This is a genomic window from Pseudomonas sp. MAG002Y (assembly GCF_019400845.1).
Lineage (GTDB): Bacteria > Pseudomonadota > Gammaproteobacteria > Pseudomonadales > Pseudomonadaceae > Chryseomonas > Chryseomonas luteola.
This window is the reverse complement of the sequence record NZ_WOEJ01000006.1, coordinates 254,925-279,548: the sequence shown is the minus strand read 5'-3', so window position 1 is coordinate 279,548 and position 24,624 is coordinate 254,925. Positions and strand designations below refer to the sequence as shown.

General features: G+C 55.1%; 23 protein-coding genes and 3 pseudogenes. 7 read left to right on the top strand and 19 right to left on the bottom strand.

The window, feature by feature from the left end:
- Positions 1–20 precede the first annotated feature (20 nt).
- Together GM154_RS11210 and GM154_RS11205 are read left to right on the top strand one after the other, a co-directional pair.
- Positions 21–1,046, top strand: a complete 1,026-nt coding sequence (locus tag GM154_RS11210; RefSeq protein ID WP_219652272.1) for a YhcG family protein — start codon at positions 21–23, stop codon at positions 1,044–1,046.
- A gap of 221 nt (positions 1,047–1,267) precedes the next feature.
- Positions 1,268–2,242 carry a bestrophin family protein gene (locus tag GM154_RS11205; RefSeq protein WP_125889317.1) on the top strand — a complete coding sequence of 325 codons (975 nt, stop codon included), beginning with the start codon at positions 1,268–1,270 and terminating at the stop codon, positions 2,240–2,242.
- On the opposite strand, the gene GM154_RS11200 is transcribed toward GM154_RS11205, so the two are convergent.
- The gene (locus GM154_RS11200) at positions 2,232–3,134 is read right to left on the bottom strand and encodes a LysR family transcriptional regulator (protein WP_219652271.1); all 903 of its coding nucleotides are present in this window, start codon (positions 3,132–3,134) and stop codon (positions 2,232–2,234) included. The genes GM154_RS11205 and GM154_RS11200 overlap by 11 nt on opposite strands.
- A gap of 113 nt (positions 3,135–3,247) precedes the next feature.
- Between GM154_RS11200 and GM154_RS11195 the strand changes: the two are divergent.
- From GM154_RS11195 to GM154_RS11180, 4 genes and pseudogenes are all read left to right on the top strand, one after another.
- Positions 3,248–3,651, top strand: a pseudogene (locus tag GM154_RS11195) (DoxX family protein).
- A 36-nt stretch (positions 3,652–3,687) separates the two neighbouring features.
- On the top strand, positions 3,688–4,476 hold the full coding sequence (locus tag GM154_RS11190) for a dioxygenase (protein WP_125889320.1): 789 nt from the start codon (positions 3,688–3,690) through the stop codon (positions 4,474–4,476).
- A gap of 690 nt (positions 4,477–5,166) precedes the next feature.
- The gene (locus GM154_RS11185) at positions 5,167–6,021 is read left to right on the top strand and encodes an AraC family transcriptional regulator (RefSeq protein ID WP_219652270.1); all 855 of its coding nucleotides are present in this window, start codon (positions 5,167–5,169) and stop codon (positions 6,019–6,021) included.
- A gap of 39 nt (positions 6,022–6,060) precedes the next feature.
- On the top strand, positions 6,061–6,666 hold the full coding sequence (locus GM154_RS11180) for a LysE family translocator (protein ID WP_374940316.1): 606 nt from the start codon (positions 6,061–6,063) through the stop codon (positions 6,664–6,666).
- A gap of 52 nt (positions 6,667–6,718) precedes the next feature.
- Here GM154_RS11180 and GM154_RS11175 read toward each other — a convergent pair whose 3' ends face one another.
- The 15 genes and pseudogenes from GM154_RS11175 to coxB all read right to left on the bottom strand — a co-directional run bounded on the left by GM154_RS11175 (position 6,719) and on the right by coxB (position 22,074).
- Entirely contained in the window at positions 6,719–7,003 is a 285-nt protein-coding gene (locus GM154_RS11175) for a hypothetical protein (protein ID WP_019363862.1), read from the bottom strand.
- Between the two features lie 75 nt (positions 7,004–7,078).
- Complete coding sequence (locus GM154_RS11170) at positions 7,079–7,657, bottom strand: chemotaxis protein CheB (RefSeq protein WP_219652269.1); 579 nt, start codon at positions 7,655–7,657, stop codon at positions 7,079–7,081.
- Between the two features lie 618 nt (positions 7,658–8,275).
- The gene (locus GM154_RS11165) at positions 8,276–9,238 is read right to left on the bottom strand and encodes a ribonuclease Z (protein WP_219652268.1); all 963 of its coding nucleotides are present in this window, start codon (positions 9,236–9,238) and stop codon (positions 8,276–8,278) included.
- A 116-nt stretch (positions 9,239–9,354) separates the two neighbouring features.
- Entirely contained in the window at positions 9,355–10,368 is a 1,014-nt protein-coding gene (locus GM154_RS11160) for a hypothetical protein (protein ID WP_019363859.1), read from the bottom strand.
- Complete coding sequence (locus tag GM154_RS11155) at positions 10,365–10,622, bottom strand: acyl carrier protein (RefSeq protein WP_019363858.1); 258 nt, start codon at positions 10,620–10,622, stop codon at positions 10,365–10,367. The genes GM154_RS11160 and GM154_RS11155 overlap by 4 nt, the downstream gene beginning before the upstream one ends.
- On the bottom strand, positions 10,619–12,544 hold the full coding sequence (locus tag GM154_RS11150; protein ID WP_150346434.1) for an HAD-IIIC family phosphatase: 1,926 nt from the start codon (positions 12,542–12,544) through the stop codon (positions 10,619–10,621). Before GM154_RS11150 ends, GM154_RS11155 begins: the two co-directional genes overlap by 4 nt.
- A gap of 24 nt (positions 12,545–12,568) precedes the next feature.
- Complete coding sequence (locus tag GM154_RS11145) at positions 12,569–14,107, bottom strand: MBOAT family protein (protein ID WP_150345924.1); 1,539 nt, start codon at positions 14,105–14,107, stop codon at positions 12,569–12,571.
- A 558-nt stretch (positions 14,108–14,665) separates the two neighbouring features.
- On the bottom strand, positions 14,666–15,643 hold the full coding sequence (locus GM154_RS11140; protein WP_219652267.1) for a YsnF/AvaK domain-containing protein: 978 nt from the start codon (positions 15,641–15,643) through the stop codon (positions 14,666–14,668).
- Between the two features lie 63 nt (positions 15,644–15,706).
- Positions 15,707–16,150, bottom strand: a pseudogene (locus tag GM154_RS11135) (YsnF/AvaK domain-containing protein); the annotation flags it as partial.
- Positions 16,151–16,399: 249 nt separating this feature from the next.
- The gene (gene otnI / locus GM154_RS11130; protein ID WP_219652266.1) at positions 16,400–17,179 is read right to left on the bottom strand and encodes a 2-oxo-tetronate isomerase; all 780 of its coding nucleotides are present in this window, start codon (positions 17,177–17,179) and stop codon (positions 16,400–16,402) included.
- Positions 17,180–17,197: 18 nt separating this feature from the next.
- Positions 17,198–17,383 (bottom strand): annotated as a pseudogene (locus GM154_RS11125) (transporter); the annotation flags it as partial.
- Positions 17,384–17,463: 80 nt separating this feature from the next.
- Complete coding sequence (locus GM154_RS11120) at positions 17,464–18,267, bottom strand: cytochrome c oxidase assembly protein (RefSeq protein ID WP_219652265.1); 804 nt, start codon at positions 18,265–18,267, stop codon at positions 17,464–17,466.
- Entirely contained in the window at positions 18,258–18,605 is a 348-nt protein-coding gene (locus tag GM154_RS11115; RefSeq protein WP_219652264.1) for a hypothetical protein, read from the bottom strand. Before GM154_RS11115 ends, GM154_RS11120 begins: the two co-directional genes overlap by 10 nt.
- Positions 18,605–21,130, bottom strand: coding sequence for a cytochrome c oxidase subunit I (ctaD, locus tag GM154_RS11110; RefSeq protein WP_219652308.1), 2,526 nt, complete (start codon positions 21,128–21,130; stop codon positions 18,605–18,607). Before ctaD ends, GM154_RS11115 begins: the two co-directional genes overlap by 1 nt.
- A 5-nt stretch (positions 21,131–21,135) precedes the next feature.
- Positions 21,136–22,074 carry a cytochrome c oxidase subunit II gene (gene coxB, locus GM154_RS11105; RefSeq protein ID WP_125889330.1) on the bottom strand — a complete coding sequence of 313 codons (939 nt, stop codon included), beginning with the start codon at positions 22,072–22,074 and terminating at the stop codon, positions 21,136–21,138.
- Between the two features lie 90 nt (positions 22,075–22,164).
- On the opposite strand from coxB, the gene GM154_RS11100 reads away from it, so the two are divergent.
- Entirely contained in the window at positions 22,165–22,620 is a 456-nt protein-coding gene (locus GM154_RS11100) for a DUF2231 domain-containing protein (protein ID WP_074825705.1), read from the top strand.
- A gap of 8 nt (positions 22,621–22,628) precedes the next feature.
- On the opposite strand, the gene GM154_RS11095 is transcribed toward GM154_RS11100, so the two are convergent.
- The 3 genes from GM154_RS11095 to GM154_RS11085 form a co-directional block, all read right to left on the bottom strand.
- Entirely contained in the window at positions 22,629–23,117 is a 489-nt protein-coding gene (locus tag GM154_RS11095; protein WP_010798507.1) for a hypothetical protein, read from the bottom strand.
- Positions 23,118–23,551: 434 nt separating this feature from the next.
- Positions 23,552–23,872 (bottom strand): Arc family DNA-binding protein, encoded by a 321-nt coding sequence (locus GM154_RS11090; protein WP_010798506.1) that lies wholly within the window; start codon positions 23,870–23,872, stop codon positions 23,552–23,554.
- A 109-nt stretch (positions 23,873–23,981) separates the two neighbouring features.
- On the bottom strand, positions 23,982–24,623 hold the full coding sequence (locus tag GM154_RS11085; protein ID WP_010798505.1) for a LysE family translocator: 642 nt from the start codon (positions 24,621–24,623) through the stop codon (positions 23,982–23,984).
- Between the last annotated feature and the right edge of the window lies 1 nt (position 24,624).

Sequence of the window (24,624 nt, the reverse complement as noted above, 5' to 3'; positions counted from 1 at the left end):
TCCTGGACGTTCTCCACGGTATGTCTGATCAGACCACGCCTAATCTGCCTCTGGATGACAAGCGTTTTGCTGAGGTAGCCAGTCTTATTTCAACCGCTCGCCAGCGAGCGGTTCAGGCCGTCAACATCGAGTTGATCGATTTGTATTGGCGGGTAGGGGCGTATATCAGCGCCAAGCTTGAAACCGCGGAGTGGGGAGACGGGGTCGTCGATCAGTTGGCGCGCTATCTTGCACAGACTCAACCCGGCTTGCGGGGTTTCACTCGCGCCAATCTGTTCAGAATGCGCCAGTTCTATGAAGCGTACCGTAACGAACCATCACTAGCCGCTCTGGTACGGCAGTTACCATGGACCCACAACCTCATTATTCTCAGTCAGAGCAAGCGCCCCGAAGAGCGTGAGTTCTATTTACGGCTGGCCATGCAGGAACGGTGGCCCAGCCGTGAGTTGGAGCGGCAGTTCAAGTCTGCACTTTTTGAGCGCTCCGTTACGCAACCTGCAAAAGTCTCGGCAGCGCTGAGACAAAGTCATCCTGAGGCGCTGAGTGTGTTCAGGGATGCCTATATGGTCGAATTTCTTGGGCTTCCGGAGGGACATGCAGAGGCTGATTTGCACCACGGACTGCTGCAGCGACTTAAAGATTTTCTGATCGAACTCGGGCGGGATTTCTGCTTCGTCGGCTCCGAGTATCCCTTACAGGTGGGTGGACGGGATTTCGCGTTGGACCTGCTGTTCTTCCATCGGGGCCTGAACTGCTTGGTGGCCATCGAGCTCAAGGTAGGCCGATTCGAGCCGGAATATCTGGGTAAACTCGAGTTCTACCTTGAGGCGCTGGACCGCACCGTACGCAAGGCGCATGAAAATCCGGCAATTGGTGTTCTGCTCTGTGCCAGCAAGGATGATGAAGTCGTTGAGTACGCGTTGAATCGATCTTTGTCGCCTGCGCTTGTGGCGGAATACCAGACCCATTTGCCCGACAAGAAACTACTGCAGGAAAAGCTGCATGAGTTTTATCGGTTGAATATTACTGGTGAATCAGAAAGCTGAGAGATATCGATAGGCGGTCCGTTGCCCTGGCTAGACCTTATAAAACGCTTTTAGCGCGCTAGTTAGCCTAACCACCCGTCGAGCCTTGCCAAAGGTTATGAATCAGATGGCCGACACGTTCTGAATAGAACAGGTTGCTGATTCGAAAACTCTTTTACGGCAAGTCCGCGGCGAGCCAGTAGAGATAGGCAACCATTCATTGCGCTGCTAAAGGTGTTCCGATGTCCAGATCGATCCATAAGAAAGTCGCCTTGTTACGCAAGACTTTCTTTTATGTAGGTTGGTCTTTGTTCTGGCTGCTTGTGTGGGACATAGCCGTCACAGCAGAGGCTATGCTGTACGTAAAAGACCCGATTGACTTGCCACTCACGCCCCTGACATTGCTTTGTTCAGCATTGGTAGTGCTGATCAGCTTTCGTAATAGCAGTGCCTATAACCGCTGGTGGGAAGCGCGTACCTTGTGGGGCGCAATGGTCAATAGCTCTCGCAGTTTCGGCCGGCAGGTTATGACACTTATTGATGATGTGGGCGTAGGGCGTAATCGAGTAAAGATGGTTCTTCTGCTACGTCATATGGCCTATATCAATGCACTGCGCGCACATCTGAAGGGTACCTCATGCGCAGAGGCTGCGGGACCCTACCTGGCCCGGCACGAGTTATCAATGGCTAAAGGCAGCAGCAATTTCCCCAATGACGTACTCAACGGTACCGCACAACTATTGGTTAAAGAGCTAAACCAGGGTCGCCTCGATAGTATCCGGTTGGCACGAATTGAATCGACTCTCGTGGATATGTCCAACTGCCAGGGCGGCATGGAACGCATTAACAACACGCCATTACCTTATCCCTATGTCTATTTTCCAAGACTTTTTACAACGCTCTTTTGCATCATCATGCCCATGGGGCTAGTCAGTACACTAGGCTGGTACACCCCTGTTGTTTCCTCTGTGGTAGGTTTCATGCTGCTCGCATTAGAGCGAATAGGAACCGAGCTTCAGGCACCTTTTGCCGACAGCCAGCACCAGATCGCCATGGATAGTCTGTGCACAACGATTGAAAAGAATCTGCGTTCTTTGCTCCAGGAAACGGCGGCGCATGTAGCGGAGGAGGATCTGGTAGAGGCTATCCGAACAGTGCGTGTAGAACCCGCTGCACCTGCAGAGACCAGTGTCGTGAAATCCATCGCTAACCTGTAGGCAAACCGCCTCCTAGACTATGTTGCAGATGCTCGATAAATGTCCTCACTTTGGCTGAAAGGAAGCGGCGGTGAGGGTAAACAGCATAGAGAATGGGGGTGTAGCTGGTCTTCCACGCTTGCAGTAGCGGTACCAGGCGGCCAGCTTTTATGTCATCGCCAATGATGAAGCTTGGCTGCAGAATAATTCCATGACCTGCCAAGGCTGCAGTTCGCAAAACATCGCCGTTATTGGCCCGAAACATCCCGGATACCTTGACTCGTACTTCTTCTTCGTCGCGTTGAAAGAGCCATTCATTACCCTGGCGCGCGTACGTATAGTTGAGGCAGCGGTGTTGTCTGAGCTCCAGTGGATGCGCTGGCGTTCCATGCTGGTTCAGGTAGAGCGGTGAGGCACACACCACTACGTCGAGTACGGCCAGTTGACGTGCGACTAAGCTGGAGTCGTCGAGCTGGCCAATACGTACTGCCAGATCGAAACCTTCCTCTACAAGGTCAACGACTCGGTCATTCAGTTCAAGATCAACATATACCTCTGGGTATTGCTCCATGTATCGGGCAATTACCGGGGCCAGCTGCAGGATACCAAAGGAGAACGGGGCATTGACCCGTAGCCGCCCCCGCGGATGCTGGACATCAGACTGCAGGGCTGTTTCCAGGTCATCAAACTCGGCCAGCAACGGAAGAATGCGCTCATAGAGTGCACGACCCGCATCGGTAAGGCTTAGCTTGCGTGTCGTCCGGTTAAGCAGTCTCGCATCGTATTTACGCTCAAGAAAGGCGATCAGTTTCGTAAGTCCCGAGCGGGACAGTTCAAGTCGATCAGCGGCCGCAGCGAATGATCCTAGTTCCACTACTTTGACGAAGGCAGATAGCGCAGAAAGCGTATCCATATCGATTTCCAAAATGTAAATAATTCATTTTTATTTACCCTATTTATCTCTAAAAGGGAAATACAAAGAATAGCGGTATCTGACCGATCGCACCTTTTTCTAAGGATTTAACGATGGATACTCGTACCGCTTCCTATGCCGCGCTCCTGTTGCGCTTAGCGCTAGGTATCATGTTTCTCTGGCCCACGGCCTTACAAAGCTGTTCGTTTTTACCTTGCCGGGTACCGCACAGTTCTTTGAATCGGTTGGTTTTCCAGGCGTGCTGGCCTATCCGGTTACGTTCTTCGAAATTCTGGCGGGTGCAATGCTGATACTGGGCATCCTGCCTCGCTGGGTTGCAGCCGTTGCCGCGGTACAATTACTGGCAGCCTCTTCCGTACACTTTGGAAACGGCTGGTCATTTACCGCAGCTGATGGCGGCTGGGAATATCCTGTTTTTCTGGCGGTCACGGCCGCTGCGTTGGCACTCCTGGGGCCCGGTGCCTTGGCTCTGAAGCCATCGCTTCGTAAGGATTAATGTTCTAAACCGCGCTGCATCCTTGAGGAGAACACCATGAGCCGACTTCCCACGATTTTCATATCCCACGGTTCGCCAATGGAGGCATTGGATGCAGGGCGGGCAGGGCAGGCCTGGACGGAGCTTGCCGCGGCGTTACCACGTCCGCGAGCCATTGTGATGGTATCCGCTCATTTTTCGGCGCCATATCCAGTGCTCGGAACGACCGCGCAGCATGACACTATCCATGACTTTTATGGATTTCCTCAGGCGCTTTATGCGCTGCGCTACAACGCGCCGGGTGAACCTGACCTGGCTTTTCAGCTGGCAGAGGCGTTGCAGGCTCAAGGGTTGCCGGTACGTATTGATGCTAATCGCGGGCTGGATCATGGCGCGTGGGTGCCACTGCGTTACATGTATCCTGATGCCGATGTTCCAGTCGTCAACCTGTCCATTGATGAAAACAAGGGTCCTGCCTATCACTACCAGCTCGGTCAGGCATTAGCGTCATCATTGGCTGACGACGTACTTCTTATCGCGTCAGGCAGTCTGACACATAACCTGGGCGATTTTCGCAGGCCGCACCGGTCCGTTCCCCGCTACGTCACAGACTTTCAGGCGTGGATGCAAGACCGCTTGAAGGCTCGAGATATAGCCGCTCTGCTGGACTACCGTGGGCAGTCACTGGAGGGCGTTCAGGCTCACCCGAGTGATGAGCACTTGTTACCTCTTTTCGTTGCATTGGGTGCAGCGGGTGAGCAGAGCGAGGCACACGTATGGTTCAGCGAGATAAACCATCAGATATTGGCGATGGATGTGTACCGGTTTGAGCGCGGCCCTATTTGAGACATCGATAATGAGGTGTGTCTATGGACTACAGATACGGTCTAACCTGAAGCAAAAGTCGGTTACAGGCTAGATACAATAGGCCCTCAAGCTCTTGTCGTCCTACCGCTGGCTTAAGATTTAAAACAGCTTTCCAGGAAAGCCGCAGACGCAAGTATGATCTCCACGTCATTATTTCTTCCGCAAAAAAGACAGTCCTGGGGGCGCCTGGTATTACGCTATATAGCGTTGCCTCCAATGCAATTTTGGGAGGCCAGAGAAGCAGACAGTCAATCGCTCCCATATTAGGTAACAAGACTGTTCCCCAGCGAAAATCCTTGACGCAGACATCTATAATTAGATCGTTTTCCCCAGGATCAGTGATCTGTTGTATAGGTGTAAGTACCAGTACGTCCCGTAAGCATCTGGCAAGGTGTTCTTCAATGGTGCTCTTTTCAGACGGAAAGTCTGGCTCGAGAAACCGGGTTAAATCGCTTCGAGATCTAACCGTTACTGTTCCAAGAAACAAGCGGGATGTTGGTCTGCACGCATGTCGTTTGAACATATTCCTGGGCTGGTCCTGGCTGCGCCAATTAAGTCAACGCTCAATATGATTGCACAAATGTTCCAGATTCAATCGGAAAGAGGCTGATACGATCCCAAGACGATCTGTTTGTTGCCGTCCATGATATCAAGGCGAAAGTCCTAACTATGACAGACGACAGGAAAAGCTGGGTTCACCTGAGCCAGGACGCTGAAACCGGCATCGAGACCATTCGTGCTCATTTTGAGGGTCATGCCTATGATCCCCATTGGCATGACAGCTATCTTGTAGGGTTTACCGAGCAAGGCGTGCAGCAGTTCAGCTGCCGCAATGCGCTGCACGTCAGCACCCCTGGTAAGGTCTTCATGCTTGAGCCGGGTGAGATTCACGATGGCCATGCGCCGGCAGAGGGTGGGTTTACCTACTCCATGCTTTATCTGGAGCCGCAGTGGATCGAGCGTGAGCTGAGGATGTTGCATGAGGATGCGCCTGTACAATGCCTTCCCAGTTTTGGCGCGACACTGACCGATCAGACCGAACTCATGATCGCTATTGCCGATGCGTTCAAGGCGCTCGAATACAGTGAGTTGAGAATAGTAAGGCAGACCGCGCTGGATCAATTGCTGATCAAGCTGACCGACCATGTGAAATGGCGAATGCGGGGAGCTTATGATCCCAGACTTCCGTTGGTGGCTTATCGCGTTCGAGATTATCTTCACGCTCACATGCAGGACGATGTAGGCCTGGATGAGCTTGCTAATACCGTAGGTGTGGATCGATTTCGCTTGACCCGAGCCTTCAAGGCTGCCTTTGGTTTGGCACCGCATGCTTACCTCATCCAGCTGCGACTCGCCAAGGCTCGTTTTATGTTGGCGAAAGGCGATCAACCGGCCGAGGTTGCCATGAGACTCGGTTTTGCGGATCAGAGCCACATGGGCCGTTGGTTCCGCCGCGCCTATGGGCTGACTCCAGCCAGCTACCGCAAGCGCTGCTCAAATCTTCCAGACGCCTCACGCAGCTAACACCACAATCGACTTCAGCCGTATAACTGTGGAGTCGATATGATGATTTCTGTGCCGTTCATTCTGTTCTCTCTGGTAGCCTCCATCACTCCAGGGCCTACCAACATCCTGGTGCTAAGTCACAGTGCCCGCTATGGATTCTGGAAGGCATTACCTATTGTGCTGGGCGGGTGTGCGGGCGCGGCCGGTATCGTGCTGGTAACAGGCGTGGGGATTGGCGAAAGCCTGACGAGCTACCCGTTGATCCAGCTCGTGATGAGCACTGCCGGCGTGCTGTGGTTGAGTTATCTGGCCTGGCAGATCTTTAGCAGCCCAGCCACGCCATTGAATGAGATGAGTGAGTCCATGGCCAATGACAAGCGCGTCGGGTTTGGCGGAGCGGCCGGGTTGCAGCTGATAAATCCAAAGACCTGGATGATGGCCATCGCTGTTATCAGCGTGTTTACGCAAGCCGGGTCAGACAAGGCCGCGCAGGTGGTACAGCTGACATCTGTATTCTTTGTGATATCGATTCCATGTCTGACGGCATGGGCGGTGCTGGGCTCAAGCGTTTCGCGCTGGCTCGATTCTGCCACCCGTGTCAGATACTTCAACCGTCTCATGGGCCTGCTGTTATTGGGATCGGCTTGGCTGAGCCTGCTTTGATGTTTGTCCCATAGTTAGGCCAGACAGCTGCTTGGCCTAACTATGGCTGTCTTCATGTAGTACTTTCAGGATATTTGGCTCGAGCCAGCCAGCCCTTCCATAACCATTTTCTCTCATGAACATCCAGAGGAGCATCGAACGCGTGCAATGCTAGCCACTGGTTGAAACGCAGCTGTTCGAGTTCTTCGGCTGGCTTGCATACCGGCCCACCCAGAACCTGTTCGATATTGTTAAGCAGCGGGGCAGGTACCTGTTCGCGATACAGGCAAATCTGCTCTCTTAAGACATCCAGTGTGTAGGTGAGGATTTCCTTGTCAGAAAACTCAGGCACGGACATAAGACACCTCTTGCAGCATTGATCATTAAGCAAAAACGGTTAAATACGATCCGTCGCGATGTCACATGAAGCGGGTTAGTGCTGAGTCGTTAGTTGGGCAAGCAAAAGCCCCATTTCTTTTACCGGCACGCAGTAGTTCGGGTTACAGGCGCTAAGTTCATGAATAGCCGTGGTCGAGCTAATAGCCTGTCTTTGATCCTCTACGATGCAGATCCCCCCGGCGCCTTTGATAGCGCGCAAGCCCTCGACGCCGTCTCGTCCCGATGCTGATAACACCGCGCCTATTGTACGCGGCCCAAATACCTTGGCTGCAGAGGTGAACAGTTCATCTGCTGAGGCATGCTCATGCCTTGCGGAATCAAGCTGTTTAAGCCTGATCATGCCCTTGGGCTCTATAGTGACTTGATACCCAGGCGGAGTGAGATAGACGCAGCCCGCCACGAGTAGCTCGCCGGGTGTGCATACTTTTACGGGAAGGAAGGTATAGCGTCCCATAAGCGTTACGAGCGCCTCTACAGGACTGTCGGTTGCTACACGAAGCATCACAACGACACAGGTTTCCAGGCGAGAAGGAAACGTGCTGGCGAGCTGGCATAAGGCTCTAAGACCAGGAAGGGGGGAGGTAATAACTACAATGTTGTTGATTGAGCTCATCTTAAACTTCTCATGCAAAACGCTGTGAAAGCATGTCCTGATGAAAAGGTAACTCCGGCTTACTGCCCTCACGCTCCGTATGCGGCTGCGTACAGACGGAAAAACAACGGGAATAAAAAACTGTATCGCCGCGAGTACAACAACTTCGCCAACACACTAAACGCGGCGATACAGAGGAGCACACTTCATGAGCTATGACATCACTACAGAACAGGTTCAAATACAACCTGTATTCAATGGAAAGCTGGGTGAAAGATAAGTTGCAGAATTGCTAAGTTATTAAATTCTTTGAACTTTATTCAAATACAAGTTTTGCTAAGTAGATACCAGACGCTGATTAAGATAGCGCTTCGTTGGAACGGCGCAATTGTGCAGATTTGCTTTTTAATCTTCTACATGAAAATTGTACGTGTATAACCATGGACCTATCTGTTACGTCTTAATCCTGTAATATCTTGAAACACTCATCAATCTTTATATACGACCACGCAGCTGAAACAGGTAAGCTTTAGTCCCGGATCACAGCTGCTACTCGCCGTCGACGTTGGACGTAAGCAGTGAGTCAATGGCGTGAGCGTTCAAGGGCATACGATGCTACCGGTCTCATCTACCCAGTGATCACACAGAAACAAGGCTTAGTACCCCTGTTTTGGCTAGTCGATATCGAGCAAGGTCTTCTGCCAGAAACAGCGAGCCCTGGTAATGATATGCAGCCTCACTACGGATATCCTCAATGGAGGGAGACTGCTCCGGATTGGCTTGATAGCGGGCGCTAAAGTGCGTCAGGACAAGATTGGGCAGCCCGCAGGATTGGGCAAAGCTCGCAATCCCGGCCGCTGAGCTATGTCCGAATGTATCGCCAGCCCTGTCTGCAACATCTTGTGTATATGTCGACTCATGAACAAGCACCTGAGCTGGCTGGCAAAAGGTCCGCAGCAGCTCGGGCTGATCGTTGTCACCGCAGACGACCAGGCAGCGAGCCGCATGGGGGTAGTACACATAATCGGCACTTTTAAACGTTTGGCCTTCATGTAACACATCATTGCCTTTACGCAGCTGTCCCCAGATTGGGCCGCGCGCAATACCTTCGGCATTCAATTTTTCAGTGTTTAGATGAGGTTCACGGGCTGTTTCGGTAAACCGATAGCCGAAAGAGGGCACGCGATGGGATAGGGGCGTAGCATCGACCGTCCACCGTGGAAATGCCCACTGCCCCGGCGCCTCAGCCGGCAGAAACTCTACGTCAAAGGGCAGGTACAGCTGGGTGAATTGTCGAGTCGCGTTAAACCATTCGGCAATGCCCGCCGGGGCAATGATGGGAAGTGGCTTCTTTCGGCCTGACATGCCTGCGCTGGCAAGGAGGCCTGGCAAGCCATAACAGTGGTCACCATGGACATGTGTAATGAAGATGGCCTGCAGATCATGCAGCGACAGACGTGTACGCAGTAGCCGGTGCTGAGTGGCCTCGCCGCAATCAATCAGAAACCAGTCACTGCCCATCTCTTCCTGTAGGGCAAGCCCGGTCACGTTGCGTTTCTTGGTCGGTACGCCGGCGGACGTGCCCAGAAATAGTAAATCCACAAATGCCTCTATTTATCGGTGCCGCACCAGTATCAAGACATAGTGTATATCGCAGATGGCTGCAAGGTGGTGAGCATGAGACTTGCCGACCTCCGTGTCGGCGTATTTCAGAACGCTCAGGTTCCAGGCGCGACGTCATTTCTGGCGATTCGGATCTCTTGCACCATGGCCTCGGAAAACTTCTGGGCGGCTGACCAGCGCAGGTGGATTGCATCTATGAAGGATGTTTTGGCGGTAATCCATTCCTTGTCGCCATTCCAATACTGGGCCTTGGTTGGCGCCAGGGCGGTAGCAAGCTGCTGGTCGAAATTAGCCAGAAAGACACCTGTTGGATCTTGCTGGGCTTTCCAGTCAGGATGTAATGGCGTGGATACGACCGTTAATTGCCGTCCCTCCTGGTACAAACGGGTAGCCAGGGTTTGCAGGGCATTGAAACAGGTTGAATCCAGCGCTTCCGGGCGGCCATAAAGCAATTCACGACTGTTCACCGTATTGAGCGGGCCGTCCCCGTAGCGATTGAACACTAAGGGATCGAACTCGATACGGTTGGCGCGCTGATCTTTTACCTTCAAGGCATTGCGCATCAGCGAGCCGGGGGAGAAATAGTGCATGTAGTAAAGCCAGGGTGACGTTTTCTCATACACGTACTGATCAACATCGTTGCGATTGAATACGGCAGCCGAAACACGCCAGCAACCCGCAAAGTCCTGGGGGTCGACCACCATCAGGACATGCCTGACGGTAGGTTCCCGGTCAAGTAGCCAGTTGGCAACGTATACCGACTGATTGGCATGCAGACCACAGAAGGCGCCGTTCAGCGGGCGCGTACCTGGGGAATGCCTGACGATGGCATCACCATCGATATGCCTCCAGGCTACAGATGACCCTATTACCAGGAGGTCTGGCGATTCGATGGGATTTTCACGTAGAAAGCTGAGTTTTTCATCAACGCACAGGCTATTGGAAAATGCCGGTGGGGGCAGGTTATCTGTGCCGCGCAGGCCGAGCAGCAGCATCCAGAACGCCGCGAGGGCACCCGCCATTCCGCCAAATAGTGCAAGCAGGTAGCCGGCAGAAATCCTGCTGCCGGAACTGGAGGTGGGCTTGTCATCCGCTGCTGAAGTCTTCATGACACCGCCGCTCCTTCGAGTTTGGATTGGATCAGCTGAGCGAAATGGCCCACATTCTTAAGTGACTCAAGCTCTGCGGTCCTGAACTTGATACCAAAACGCTGCTCTGCCGCCACGATCAGGATGACATGCGTCTGGCTGTCCCAGCCGTCGATGTTGTCAGCGGTCATATCTGGGGCAAGCACAATGTCGTCGTCATCGAACACGTCGCGGAAGACCTGGGTCAGTGCGTTGAGAATGTCCTTATCGTTCATACGTCAGTAACCTCGATGAAGTGGCGGGAAGTACGGGGTGAGAGCAGGTCATAACGCCAGAAGCTGGCGTTGGGGATAGCGCCTTCAGGTGCTGGGCAATGGTCGAAGCCCAGAGCTGCATAATGTTCGGCAACCATGCCGTTCCGGTCGGTAGGGCGATATTCGCCGATGAGCGCTGCCCAGCCAGCTGCCGTCGCGCGTTTGATCAACACGTCGAGTACGGCCTCTTCTACCTGACGGCCCAGAACGCGGCAGCTCATCAGCCAGGTATCGATAAGAAGTTCATCCTGAGCCCATGCGGTATCTGCACGTGCAAGGACCACACTGATCAGACCGTTATCACCAAACTTGTCACTCAGGCGCACCGCAAGGGTAATGGCACGATCATCCGCTGCAAGGCGCTCGACCTCCGCTTCGCTGTAGCGGCGCGTCGTAAGGTTGAACTGATTGGTCTTGTTAATCAGCTGCGTGGTACGGATCAACTCTGCCGGGCCGATGGTGGTAGCGGTAAGAACCATCTGCAGACCGCGCAGGTAACCTTCCATGTCGGTTGCCTGGCTCATGGCAACCTTGCGTTCGGCGTTAAGGGCGTAGTGACGGCTGCGTGCAGTGTCGTCTGTGGTGAACGAGACTGTCTCGAAATAACCGGCAGCCGCTACACGAGCAGGGTAGTCGGCTACATCCTCGGGAAGTTCCGGCACCGCCACCTCGGGTAGCTCACGGCGAACAATGTCACGCTCAGCCGGGTTGTCGTCGACAAAGACCAGGCTGTCGAGGCCGATATTGAGCATGGAGGCAATACGCCGCAGGTTGCTGGCCTTATCTTCCCAGTTGGCGACAAAGGCGGCGATATCGGAGCGCTTGAGACCCATTTCCGGGTGGTCGAACGCCGCTTCAGCTACTGCCAGATCGTTCTTGCTACAGACCGCGAGAATGATGCCTCGTTTGGCCAGCTTCCCTGCGTAATGCTGGAATGCCAGAAACGCTTCACCGGCCGGTGATCCCTGGCCTATCTGGATGCCATGAACACCATCGTCGCCAATCACGCCGCCCCACAGAGTGTTATCAAGGTCCAGGACCAGGCACTTGCGTGAGAGACCGACCCCGGCAGCAGCAACCCTTGCCAGCTGATCGCCATAAAGGGGGGCCAGCGTTGGGCTGACCAGCTGTTTGGCTTGGTGCCACCGCACAGGCTCAGCCAGACCGGTGCCATACATCCCTTGTGCAGCTTGCCACGCCAGGTCCATCAGCAGTACACCTTCTTCCTTTGCCGCTGCACGGATGGCGGTATTGAGCCGCTCGATTACGGCAAAGGGCGCGGCTGGAACATGGGCTTCGAATGAGCCGAACAGCAAGGGTTCTGCAGTGACAAGCGTTTGCTGAATAACCTGCGCTGCGTAACGTTCCCGGGCGAGGCGCCAGAGGTGGCGTAACTCCTCGATACGCGTCTCAACGGCGCTTGAAACCTGCGCCTCTGATGCATCCAGGGGCAGCTGCAGGGAAGTGTCTTTTGCATCCACGGCCAACAGAATCACCTGAGGGGCAAAGGACGATAGCGCAGGGTCGTCCATCAGTAAGGCCTGTCGATACATGCCATACGGGGCAACATACACGGACAAGGCCAGACGCCGGGAGAGACCTGCGACCCGAATGGCAGGAACGAGATGGTCCACGGTATGGGAGGAAAGCAGGGCGATGCGCAAGGGACGCAAACCCAGTGCTGCCAGATCTCCTGCTGTGGTGAGATCACTCAGTCCTTCTGCGGCAAGCTTATCCAGTCGGATGGTAAGGGTGAAGTCGCGTCGAAATCCGGATAAATAAGCCGCCTGACTGAGCCGCTTGGCAGGGTCTGCCTCTCGCTTGGCCTCGCTGATTGCTGCGCCGAGATCTGGATGAGGGGGAAGCCAGGGTAATAGGTCCATCATGGAATGCTCCTGTTTCGACACTTAGAACTGGAAGTAAAGAAACTCGGTCGGGGCCGCAGAGAACGCAGAGGCCAAGGCAAAAAAGCCCAGTACACCCAAGGCAGCGCCTAGCACTGGCGTAGGCCGCCACGCCACGAAGGGGAACCAGTGTTCGATCCAGTTTTCCTTTGGCCGAAAGTTCAGGGCAGTGCGGAAGTGATGCATCCACTGGCCGATATTGGGCATGGTCCAGACAAAGGCCAGCAACATAGCGATGGCCAGGAAATCGGACTTGTCGAGCTTGGTCGAGACGTCGCTCAGGCCCACCATGCCGGTGAGGATGGCCATTGCAGCGGACACGCTTTCGGCTCGGAAGAACACCATGGCCACCACCACACAGGTGAAGGTGAGCAGCAACGCAGCGACCTGATGGATTCGGTTATCACTGTCGAGCTTCCAGCCTTTACTGACCTTATAGGCACGCCAGCCATGGGCGACCATAAGGTAAAAACCGTGCAGTAGCCCGAACGCTACGAATTGCCAGCCGGCCCCATGCCAGACGCCGGAAATGAACATGGTGAAAAGGGTAGGGTAGGCCACCAGCGCTACAAAGGTACCAAGCGACATTTTTCCGCGCTTGGGCAGGGGCTTACCGGCAGCCAGCCGTGCACGGGTAATCCGCATGACGATGGGATTGTAGATATAGGCGGTCAGAAAGCGTGTCAGCGTCATGTGCCAGCGAGACCAGTAGTCGATCACGTTGCGTGCCTTGAACGGGCTGTTGAAGTTGGCCGGTAGGCTTATTCCAAAAAGAAGCCCCAGGCCGATCGCCATGTCGCTATAGCCGGAAAAATCAAAATAGATCTGGAGGGTGTAGGTAAGCGCGCCGGTCCATGCGTCGAAGAAAGAGGGCGTCACGCCGTCGGCTGCCAATGCAAACACCGGCGAAGCTTTTTCACCCAGCGGGTCGGCGATAACAACCTTCTTGAATAGCCCCAGCAGGAAGATAGTGGTGCCAACAGTGAGATTATCCAGGCGGGGTTTGAAGTTGTTGCGTTCGCGAAACTGCTCCAGCATCTCACGGTGATGGGTAATCGGTCCGGCGATCAGGTGCGGAAAGAAGGTAATGAAAAGGCAGTAGTTGAGAAAATCATGTTCAACAACTTCACCATCGTGTGCATCGACCAAATAGGCAATTTGCTGGAACGTGAAGAATGAAATGGCCAGGGGTAGAATGATGTCACTGACCGTCCAGCCTGTATCGAGCACATCATCAAGCGTACCGAGCAGAAAACCGGTGTATTTGTAGTACCCCAGCAGTGCCAGGTTGGCGGCAATACCTAGTGTCAGGGCCCAGCGGGAAGGGTTGCGAAGTAGATAGCCACCCAGCAGGTAATTAAAGATCATGCTTGCGGCCAACAGCGGAACGTTGGCTGGGTTCCACCAACCATAAAATACCAGGGAGGCGAGTGTCAGCCAGACGATCGCCAGGCGTTGTCGACCCGTCCCACCCAATACAAAAAAGCCTAACAGTACGACTGGAAGAAATCCGGCTATAAACGCAAACGAGTTAAAAAGCATCGTCCTGATCCTCTTAACAACGCCGTTCCATGGCCAAGGGCTCGCCCGGCGACAAGCCAGAGCGGGGTGGTTTCCTTGGCACTGCATCATGAATGGCTATCACTGATATCCACCGCGGCCATCTACTACCGACCGCGCATAAGTGCCTTTCACCGTCGCGTACGGGGATTTTGATCCAAAACGTTTGTGCGCTCGGCCACAGAAAAATCCTATATCCCCGTGTAGCACCTATGCTTAGCGCCTGCCAAAAAAGCTCGCCGCTTCAAGCGGCAGATTTGCTTATTTATGTGATCTAGTTTGCTTTGTATGGAAAGAAAAGCACTGTTTATTAATGTTCTGTTAATGAGTCTTTACCAGATTGCCCATAAATTGTGACGGCTATCACTCATAAATGGGACGCGGTTGTTGTTGCTCCTTAAAACAAATAACGGAATCACAGAATAATACCAGCCCTACTAATGGTTTAAAAAAGCCACCAAACCCATACATATAACCAAGTAATCAGAAACGTAAAAACAAAAAGGCCACCATTAGGTGGCCTTTTCGCTAAACAGACGATTAGCGTTTGGTGCGGGTGGTAGGATCAACATCGTCCATATGATCGGTGCCACGCATGCCAGCCCGGGTTGCGACATCGTCATTTTCGATGTCTACATCGGTACGGCGTACTGTGTCACGAACCGTTTCGTTATGATGAGTCGTTTCCTTACCTACCACGACTTCTTCCACGACTCGAGCGGTCTTCTCAACAACGGCTTCTTCTGCCGTTTCCTGGATCTCTACCGTTCCAGATTTGAAGGCAGAAAGATCGTCAGTGGAGACTGGGCGGTCGACAGGGCGACGTTCGATAACGGCATGCTGTTCGCTGAGGTTGACCGTTTCTTCAACGGGACGCTCACTCATACGTGATACCACTCGTACGCGGCCCAGGCTGTTTTCACGTTTGCCGACCTTCAGCTCTTCTTCCATGACTGGAATGGCCGTGCGGTCAGTCGCTTCAGTAGACGTCTGGTCAGCGAGGGTAGTGGACCCTGCACCCAGTGTAGAAGCTGTGTTGGGGTAGTCACTCGATACCGGCCCGGTAGCGGCGCTGGTGCCCATGGTGGTCGCTGAAGAGCCAATCGCACCCTGGTTGCTCCAATTGGCGCTGCGCTCGTCGATATCAATTGCGCCATTGCGCTCCATGATTTCTTCAACGACACCTACTTGTGCGTCGTCATTGACGGTAACAGTCACTACAGTGGATCCACGGCGTACCGCTTCAGGATAGGTATCGGCGTAGCGGCTATTATGGGTGTCGCTGTCGCTGAAGATTGAGCGGAAGAAGCCGCCGATCTTGTCGGTCATCGATTCATCGTCGTGAGTACGGGTGTCGGACCGCATGGAAGTATCTGTCGTGCCGTCGAGCACGGGGGATTCGTTAGAGGCGGCCATGCGGATGTTCGTTTGGGATACGCCTTTGGACAAAAGCTCACGCTTAACCTGTTCTGCTTCGTTAACGTGGTCAAATGCTGCAACTAGAATGTGCTGTTTCATAAAGTCACCTTTCGTTCTCTTCGGCAGCTGTGCTGCGATTCGATTGGGCGGTGCAGACTGCGATTACCGCGCGGAACCGGAGTGATCTGACTCCGGATGAGAGTGGCTGCGTTCCACAGTCACGTTTTCGCGTTTCAATGTGACCGGCACGGTACGTTGTGCTTCACGAGTGACGCGTTGGACATGAAGTTCTTCCTTCAACATCAAGCGTTTTTCAACAACCAGAACTTCTTCGAAAACAGGGATGATGGTGACATCACCGTCCTGCCGCACCTGTGGAAGGTGAGCGGGGTCGACTGGCGTGTCGAATTTGACCCGTTCGATAACTGTTTCCTCATACCGCAAGGCGTCAGAAACGGTGTATTCCTTGGACTCGACGGTCTTGTTGATCCGGACGCGGCCGGATTCGACAGTCTCTTTATGAAGCTCAGCACGCTCTTCAACGATAGGTATCGTTTCGGTTGCTTGCCTATCAGACTGGTCGTTGTTCATCCGTCTATCCTGCTGTTGATTTCGCTCGGTGTTTTCATGCCCTTCGTGAAAATGGAGTGAGTCATGAACGGTTCGTTCAGAGAAACTTACGAGCGGTAGGGCCGGTTCTAGACTGCTTGAGAGCTGTGTCTAAAACCAGAAGATTTACAGGAACGTAAGCGGTCTGTAGGAGTCGGCCCAATGCAACCGAGCAAGCGTAACGCTGTTAAAGGAGGTAATGAGAGGAGGCGGACGCAGAAACGCCCACCGACATGAAGAAAGGACCTAAGCGCTCAGATGACGCATCCATGCCAAGCCTTCAGATGTATTTCCACGGGGACGGTATTCACAACCGATCCAACCGGTGTATCCCAATTCATCAATCAGCTGGAACAGATAGAGATAATTGATTTCGCCGCTGTCTGGTTCGTGGCGGTCCGGTACGCCAGCAATCTGGATATGCCCAATACCTGCTATGTAACGACGTAGTTTTGCAGAGATATCTCCTTCTACGATTTGGCAGTGGTAGCAATCAAATTGGACCTTGAGGTTGGCAGCACCCACTTCTGAACAGATGGCCTGAGCCTCATCCTGCCGGTTCAGGAAGAAACCGGGCATATCACGCGTATTGATAGGCTCAATGACTACCGTCAGGCCACTCTTGGCCGCTTCCTGTGTCGCATAGGTGAGGTTTTGCAGGTATACCTCACGGTGTGTTGCGCGATCTGCGCCTGCCGGCAGCAGCCCGGCCATAACATGAAAGCGGTCATTACCCAGAGCGGCAGCATAGTCCAGCGCACGGGCGATGCTATCCCGAAATTCAGCTTCGCGGCCGGGGAGGGAGGCGAGACCGCGCTCCCCGGTCGCCCAATTCCCAGGCGGTGCGTTGAACAGCACCTGGACAAGTCCGTAGTCGTCGAGCCGTGCCTTGAGCTCGGCAGCTGGGTAGTCGTAAGGCAACAGGTACTCGACTGCCTTGAAGCCATCGGCCGCGGCCGCAGCAAAGCGGTCGAGAAAGTCGTGTTCGGGATATAGCATGCTCAGGTTTGCAGCGAAGCGGGGCATGGTCTCTCCTTCGAGTGTTCAGACAAAGGGCCAGAGCAACAGGGTCAAGATAAACCCCAGGGAGCCCAGCAGTGTGGTCAGTACGGTCCAGGTTCGCAGGCCGTCGCCCACGTTCAGCCCAGCCAGTTTAGTGAAGATCCAGTAGCCCGCATCGTTGATGTGAGACATGGCGAGCCCGCCTCCGCCCATGGTTATTGTCAACACTACTCAGGAAACAAGCGGCATTCCGTACGGCTCGCCTTGCCGTGAGCACCTGAAAGCCTGTCAATCTTGACGGCAGGCTCTCAAGTGGCCCGCTCCGACGTCCGTCGCCATTGACGGCTCAGCCATCGCCAGGCAATCCAGCCCAGACCCAGCATATAGGCGAGGCTGCCAGGCACCCACATGATGAGGCCTGCCAACTGTTGGTCAGACAGGTCGCCTGATTCGTGGTAAAGCGTTTGGGTACTGAAGGTGAGAAGCGCGCCCAGTAATCCGGTATGCATGAGTGTGAGCAGAAGCGCAAGCAACGCCTGAGGAACACGCGCATGACTGGCATGCAGGCACGACCACCACAATAACCAACCGGTAAAAAGAAAGCAGATGTGTTCGGTGACATGCCACCAGAGGTTATCCAGGGCGAGCTGGTAAGGTTTAGGGGCATGCCAGCCCCAGATCGCCAGCGCATGGAGCAGGGCTGCAGCTGTTGGATAGCGACCGGCCTTCAGGATGGGATGCCAGACGCGTCGGCCGCGTCCACGTAACGCAGCCTGCCACTGGGGCAGCGGTCTGGCGAGCGCCCACAGGGGCGCAACGATAATCATATAGAGCATATGCTGGACCATATGCATTGCTGTACTGGTTTCCGCCCAGCCATCGAACGGGCCAAACGTTGCCAGGACTACGACGACCATGCCGGCATGAAACCAGAGCGCCTCGCCTCGATGAGGCGGAACCCGGCGCTGCCCTATGTAATAGAGCCCCCACATGGCAGCCAGCAGTACAGCGCAGCCCCATATAGGTAGACGTTCGGTCAGATGACCCTCTAGTAACCCATGACCATAGGCCGAAGGCGCAATACCCAGCAGGATTATCAGGGCTAGAGGCATGGCGGCATCAACAGAATGGGAATACTCACAAACAGCGTGGCGATTGCGCTGACCAGGTGCAGTCCGGCGCCCAGCGTTGCCAGGAAGCGTTGCCGACGTGCCTCCTCGGAATCGCCGAGGCCAATAGCCTGCCAGCAGCGCCGTGCATTCCACAGCAAAAAGACCAATGTGGCGAGTGTAAGCAAACCCAGCATGAGGTTTATACGATTGAGGGCACCAGCTTCTGCAGCGGGCGGCGCGATCTGGCAGGCTACTGTAAGCCCCCCGTAGATAGAGATAAACCACAAGCTCCAGACGACAAGGCCTGCAACCAACTGTAAGGGATGGGCTGGACGCATCAGTAAGGATTCCAGGTCAGAGGAAACAGCACCGTGGCGATGTAGCTGATGGCAACTACCGTTGTGGTGTAAACCCACCACTGCAGCACGATCTTGGGCTCATAAGGTGCATTGATCCCTACATACCCCCAATACACCCGCAAGGCCTGAAGCGCAGTAGCCAGGACACCTACCACGGCGTGGAGCAGGCTGTAACCCAGCATGGTCAGCAGCACGGCATCGTGGGTTGTTTCGGTAGGCTTCAAAGGCGCTTCAATGATTACCAAGACCAGCAGCAGCGTATGCACCAGGCCAAGCACAGTGATACCTGCCAGTTGAGACCCTAGGTGCGTAATGTGCTTCTCCCTGAGCTGACTCACGACACGGCGCAGCCAGCCGGTGACGATGAATGCCGGCAGCAACGCGGCCAACATAAGTCCATGGTTGAGCGGGTTCTGCGAAGGAATCTGCCAATTGGGCGACACGCTCCACAGGTAGAACCAGCCGAACAATAGCGAGAGGTAAAGGGAGCCGTTGGAAATCAATGTGGTTCCCATGCCCCAGAGGCCCGGACCGTCAAACGTACGGGAGTGCAAGGGAGGCTCATCCGGCTGGGTATGCGCATCAGGCGCTGCCTTGGGATGAGCGCCGTTTTCCCAGCTCCAGCGCAGACAGATGATCAACGCCGCCAGCGCACCCAGACCCGCTAACGTATAGGCACTGGCTAACAGGCAGATGCACATCACAGCTAGTACAGCCGAAAGCACAAAGGGCCACATCGAATTGCCGGGTAGGTGAATCACATGGCGTACCCGTCCGGTAACCGGATCGACACCCCAAGTTTCCCGGCGACCATGACTACTGACCGAAAGGCCATATTCGCCATTGGCGATCGCTTCCGGCAGATGCGGCTGGTCCCACAAGGGATGGCGGGTCGTCACTTCCGGCAGGCTGATGAAGTTATAGGCAGTGGGTGGCAATTGCGTTGCCCATTCCAGCGTATCCGCCTTCCATGGATTCTTACCGGCCTTCTCGCCAAAGCGAAAATGCAGGAACAGGTCGAGCAGAAACGTCGCAACGCCAAAGGCCATGATGAAGCCGCCAATCGAGGAGATCAGGTTGGGCAAATCCCAGCCCAGGCCGCTTTCATAGGTATAGACCCGCCGTGGCATGCCCATAAGGCCCGTCCAATGCATGATCAGAAAGGTCATGTTGAAGCCGATGAAGGTCAGCCAGAAGCCCCACCGCCCAAGCGTCATGGAGGGCATCCGGCCTGAGAAATGCGGTAGCCAGTAGTAGATGCCGGCCATTAGCGGGAAGAACATGCCGCCTACCAGCACATAATGGAAGTGGGCGACGACAAAGTAGGTATCGTGCACCTGCCAGTCGAACGGCACGAGAGAGAGCATCACGCCTGTTAGCCCACCTGCAACAAAGATGACGATAAACCCTACCAGCCAGAGCATGGGCAGCTCGAATCGAGGCTTACCCAGCCACAGGGTCGCAATCCAGGAAAACACCTGAATCCCCGTTGGCACCGCCACCAGCATGCTGGCCGCCGAAAAGAACAGCTGCGCCAGTTGGGGAATGCCGATGGTAAACATATGGTGTACCCATAGACCAAAGCTGATAAAGCCTGTCGTCAGCACACCCAGTACAACCCAGCGGTAACCCACCAGCGGACGCCCGCAGAACACCGGGAGAATGGTCGAAACGATACCGGCGGCCGGTAAAAAGATGATGTAAACCTCAGGGTGGCCGAACAGCCAGAACAGATGCTGCCACAGCACAGGGTCGCCTCCGCGGGCCACGTCGAAGAAGGGCAGATCGGCAGCACGGGAAATCTCCAGCATCAGGCTTGCCAGTATCATGGGCGGAAAGCCGATCAGGATCATCATGGCTACTACGAGCATGTACCAGGCGAAGATCGGCATCTGGTGTAGTCCCATGCCGGGCGCGCGCGCTCGAAGAATGGATACGACGATCTCGACGCCTGCCGAGATAGCGGAGATCTCGACAAAGGTAATTCCGATCAGCCAGAAGTCCGAGTTGAGTCCCGGTGAGTACACCCGGTCCGACAGGGGCGTGTACATGAACCAGCCGGCATTGGGAGCTACATCCAATAGCAGGCTCGACAGCAGGATCAATCCACCGAACAGGTAGCACCAGTAGCCAAGGGATGAAAGGCGTGGGAATAGCATATCGCGTGCGCCCAGCATCTTGGGTAGCAGGTAGATGGCGAGACCTTCCAGAATCGGTACGGCAAACAGAAACATCATGACCGTGCCGTGCATGGTGAAGACCTGGTTGTATTCGTCCGGTCCCAGAAATGTATTGCCCGGGATAGCCAGCTGGGTGCGAATCAGCATGGCCAGAAGCAGTCCAACCAGAAAGAAAAACAGGCCCGTCACCAAAAAGCGCACCCCAATGGTGGTGTGGTTGACGATACTGAGTGCGCGCCAGCCACGGGGATTACCCCAGACCTGATCAAGATCCTGATGAAGACGATCCTGTTCGGCCTGCTCGCCGTAGGTGTGGGCGGTCATGTCGCTCATGGGGTAAGGGTCTCCAGCCAGTCGGCAAGTACATCGAGTTCCGTATCCCCCAGGTGATCCAGCGGCGGCATGCGGTTTTCCGGCTTGAGGGTCTGATGCTTTGAAAGCCAGCGGCGAATGGCGCCTGGTTCATTTTTGAGCACTCCGGCGCCCAGGTGGCTGCGGCTACCTACGTCGCCCAGATCCGGCCCTATCAGCAACGTTTCGCCTGTGATCCCTCCAAGCGGCGACTCAAGTCCGCTGACCTGATGACAGGCGGCACACTCGCGCTCAAAGAGGCCTCTGGCTTCGGGCTTTGGCGCAGGCGCCTGCCATTGCTGTCGCGCCTGGATCCAGGTTGCGAAATCCTCAGCTGTCTGGACCTCGCTGTAGAGAATCATGTGGGTGTGCTGCATGCCGCAGAATTCGCTGCATTGCCCGCGGTGTGTCGCTGGTCGGTCCGCTTCCAGACGGATGACGTTTGTACGGCCGGGAATCATGTCGATCTTTCCGCCCAGGCGCGGAATCCAGAAGGAGTGGATCACGTCCGCGCTGCTGACGTGAATATCCAGCGGGCGACCGGCCGGAAGGTTCATCTGGTTGGCCGTTACCACGCCGCTTTCGGGATAGCGCACTTCCCACCACCACTGATGACCGATCACCTCAACTTTGAGCGGCTGTACGCCTTCCACTGGCAGCGGCAGCATGCGCTTACCCTGAGGAATGCCAAAGCTGAGCAATAGCACGATACTGACGCAAGGCAGCACAATGCCTCCCCAGACAATCCAGCGGCGGTTGTAGCGCGCAACCTTTTCCTCCGGTACAGCTGCCGGCGGGCGACGCATTCCGATCAACCAGAGCGCTACTACACCTACCAGGACGACGGCGGAGAAACCAAACATGGCCCACCAGGTCCAGGCGACGGCCCGGGCTGCTGGGCCATAGGGGTCGAGCATGGACTGTGTACCGCTACAGCCGGTTACCAGGGGAACTGTCAGTCCCCATGCGGTCCATTTAAAGGTCTGCCATCGACTGGAGAGTCCTGCATGCCTGCGACCGATAACATCGAAAGCCGCGCCGCCGTAGCGGGCCACCCGATTCATCCCATGCTGATTCACTTTCCCGTCGCGGCACTGATCGCACTGGTGGGTGCCGATTTCGGCTTCTGGTGGACGGGTGATGAGTTCTGGGCACGAGCCGGACTGTGGTTGGCAGGTGTAGGGGCTACGGGTGGTTGGGTAGCCAGTATCGCCGGACTGATCGACATTACTACCGTGGCGGATATACGCCGACGTATTACAGCATGGTGCCATGCCATTCTGGCCGTAATGATGTTGTCCCTGGCTTCGCTCAACTGGATGGTGCGGTATCAGGGGGGTGAAGAGCTCGTGCTCTGGAGCTTTTACCTGACCGGCGTTACTGCTGTACTGATTTCCCTTGCCAGCTATCTGGGGGGCCGTCTGGTCTACGAACATGCGGTTGGGGTGGACGTGGAAAGCTGATCGGTTGGTCATGCGCCGCTCCAACCTGGCTTGGCCAGGACAAGATACAGCGTGCCCCCGATAGCCAGACTGAGCGCAACCGCCAGGCCTATGCTCCATGCCCGTATGGTCCTGGGCGCCAGGTTATCGCTTTTCAGAATCAGCGCACCACATAAGGCGTGACCTACTACCATGACGGCTACCAGGCTGAGCTTCAGGATCAACCAGGGATCGAAAAGGCTGTGACGGATGAACAGAAGTGTTCCGCTGATAATCGCTACCAACGCACAAGGGGTGGCAATGAGCGTGAATACATAGCGCAGCAGCTCAGGCCTTAGCAGCTGTAGGGCCGGAACGGGAGCGTCTAGCTCTGAAGTAATGTCGCCTGTACCAGACCGATAAGGTCTGTCGGCCTTGTGTATGTCATGAACCTGGGCCATCAACAGGCCCGGTAGATAGAGCAGGCTGCCGCACCACCCAATCAATCCCAGAAAATGCAGCAGCTTCAACAACGGCATAAGTCGTCCTAATGATCCAGATACATGCTGGCCTACGGCCGGTCCTTGGGGTCCGACCCCATGAGGTTTGCAGATGTTCGGATCAGGGCGTAGCGGGTTGTAACATGAATTGTATGGATCGGTTCAGGCGATTCCTCACCCATGGCTACAGTACCCAGCCTGTCCGGGAAGGAAAAGAGAATCCATCATGAGGCCATGGCCTTCGCCTGAATGGGTTTCTGGCTTTTCAGGCAAAGGCTTCTGAGCGTAGAGCAAAGCCCGCCAGTGCGGGCCTTACGTTAAAGAAAGCGACAGCTTTTTTAGCTGTCGCCAGGCGCATCTCCATATCCTCTGGAGCACGATTGGGTGGCCGGATAGTCGCGTGCCCCTGGCTGGCCCGGTGGTGCTGGGCAGCCTGGTAAAGCAGTTGGGAGCCCTGGAGGGAGAACCTTGGTTCAGTGCTCGCCTACGCGTTCAAGGTCATCGGCAATCAGCGAGATAAGGGCATTCTGCTGTCGACCGGAAAGCTGGCGGAAGCGCTGGAGCAGTTCCCGTTCGTGCAGACTCAGGGTCGGGCTGTCCATGCGCATGTCGGGATCAGCTTCCAGAAGGCCGTCCTGCACCAGACTATGCTCCAGGTACGAGATGATTTCGGAGTTCATGCTGCGGTGGTGGTTGCGAGCAACCTCTGCAATACGCTCACGCATGCCTTCAGGCAGCCGGAGGACGAATTTTTCGGCGGTACGGGTCGAGTAGGATCGAATGGCTTGTGGCATGAGTCTATTCAGCTCCGTGCTGGGGTAGGGACAAACAGCTGTGCAGTGAACCGCTCCAGCCAGGTTTCGACACGGCCCGGCAGCTTGTGGCTATCGAGCCGTGAAACACTTAGATGATCGACAGCAACAACCGGCCGGCGAAGAACACCAGCACTAGCCCCATCGTACGTTCGAACCAGTGCCCCATGCGCAGGAACAGTTGTCGCACACGAGGGCTCGAAAACAGAAAGCTGACGATCATGAACCAGGCTGCGTTCACACAACACATCCACAAGCCATACAGCGCCTGGATTTTCATTGGGGTTTGTGCGCTCACCACGGTAGTAAAGATCGCCAGAAAAAACAGGGTTGCCTTGGGGTTGGTAGCATTGGTGAGGAACCCAATACGGAATGCTTTGCCGATGGTTTGCTCATCGACAGCCACCGTGCCGCCTTGCACTTCATCCAATGCCTGGGTCGGCTTGCTTTTGAGCAGGCTGATGCCTAGATAAAGGATGTAGGCGCCCCCAACGACTTTTGCAACACTGAGCAGCCAGGGAGTGGCGTGCATCAGGGCACCGATGCCCAGCAGCGTATAGAGCACATGTACCGAAATGCCTGCTCCGATGCCCAACGCCGTAAACAGCCCGACCAGACGTCCGTAGCGAACGCTCTGGCGTACCGTGATGGCAAAATCGGGCCCTGGTGCGACCACCGCCAGAAAATGGATGATGGCAAGGCTTAAAAATTCGGTGAAGTAAGAGGATGTCAAT

Coding starts and splice junctions, on each gene's coding strand:
- GM154_RS11140 (WP_219652267.1), bottom strand. CDS start 15,643: ATGAAACAGCACATTCTAGTTGCAGCATTTGACCACGTTAACGAAGCA.
- GM154_RS11100 (WP_074825705.1), top strand. CDS start 22,165: ATGCCTGCGACCGATAACATCGAAAGCCGCGCCGCCGTAGCGGGCCAC.
- GM154_RS11210 (WP_219652272.1), top strand. CDS start 21: ATGTCTGATCAGACCACGCCTAATCTGCCTCTGGATGACAAGCGTTTT.
- coxB (WP_125889330.1), bottom strand. CDS start 22,074: ATGCTCGACCCCTATGGCCCAGCAGCCCGGGCCGTCGCCTGGACCTGG.
- GM154_RS11120 (WP_219652265.1), bottom strand. CDS start 18,267: ATGCCTCTAGCCCTGATAATCCTGCTGGGTATTGCGCCTTCGGCCTAT.
- GM154_RS11090 (WP_010798506.1), bottom strand. CDS start 23,872: ATGCCACAAGCCATTCGATCCTACTCGACCCGTACCGCCGAAAAATTC.
- GM154_RS11095 (WP_010798507.1), bottom strand. CDS start 23,117: ATGCCGTTGTTGAAGCTGCTGCATTTTCTGGGATTGATTGGGTGGTGC.
- GM154_RS11155 (WP_019363858.1), bottom strand. CDS start 10,622: ATGAACGATAAGGACATTCTCAACGCACTGACCCAGGTCTTCCGCGAC.
- GM154_RS11160 (WP_019363859.1), bottom strand. CDS start 10,368: ATGAAGACTTCAGCAGCGGATGACAAGCCCACCTCCAGTTCCGGCAGC.
- GM154_RS11190 (WP_125889320.1), top strand. CDS start 3,688: ATGAGCCGACTTCCCACGATTTTCATATCCCACGGTTCGCCAATGGAG.
- GM154_RS11170 (WP_219652269.1), bottom strand. CDS start 7,657: ATGAGCTCAATCAACAACATTGTAGTTATTACCTCCCCCCTTCCTGGT.
- GM154_RS11145 (WP_150345924.1), bottom strand. CDS start 14,107: ATGCTTTTTAACTCGTTTGCGTTTATAGCCGGATTTCTTCCAGTCGTA.
- ctaD (WP_219652308.1), bottom strand. CDS start 21,130: ATGACCGCCCACACCTACGGCGAGCAGGCCGAACAGGATCGTCTTCAT.
- GM154_RS11175 (WP_019363862.1), bottom strand. CDS start 7,003: ATGTCCGTGCCTGAGTTTTCTGACAAGGAAATCCTCACCTACACACTG.
- GM154_RS11115 (WP_219652264.1), bottom strand. CDS start 18,605: ATGCGTCCAGCCCATCCCTTACAGTTGGTTGCAGGCCTTGTCGTCTGG.
- otnI (WP_219652266.1), bottom strand. CDS start 17,179: ATGCCCCGCTTCGCTGCAAACCTGAGCATGCTATATCCCGAACACGAC.
- GM154_RS11200 (WP_219652271.1), bottom strand. CDS start 3,134: ATGGATACGCTTTCTGCGCTATCTGCCTTCGTCAAAGTAGTGGAACTA.
- GM154_RS11180 (WP_374940316.1), top strand. CDS start 6,061: ATGATGATTTCTGTGCCGTTCATTCTGTTCTCTCTGGTAGCCTCCATC.
- GM154_RS11185 (WP_219652270.1), top strand. CDS start 5,167: ATGACAGACGACAGGAAAAGCTGGGTTCACCTGAGCCAGGACGCTGAA.
- GM154_RS11205 (WP_125889317.1), top strand. CDS start 1,268: ATGTCCAGATCGATCCATAAGAAAGTCGCCTTGTTACGCAAGACTTTC.
- GM154_RS11150 (WP_150346434.1), bottom strand. CDS start 12,544: ATGGACCTATTACCCTGGCTTCCCCCTCATCCAGATCTCGGCGCAGCA.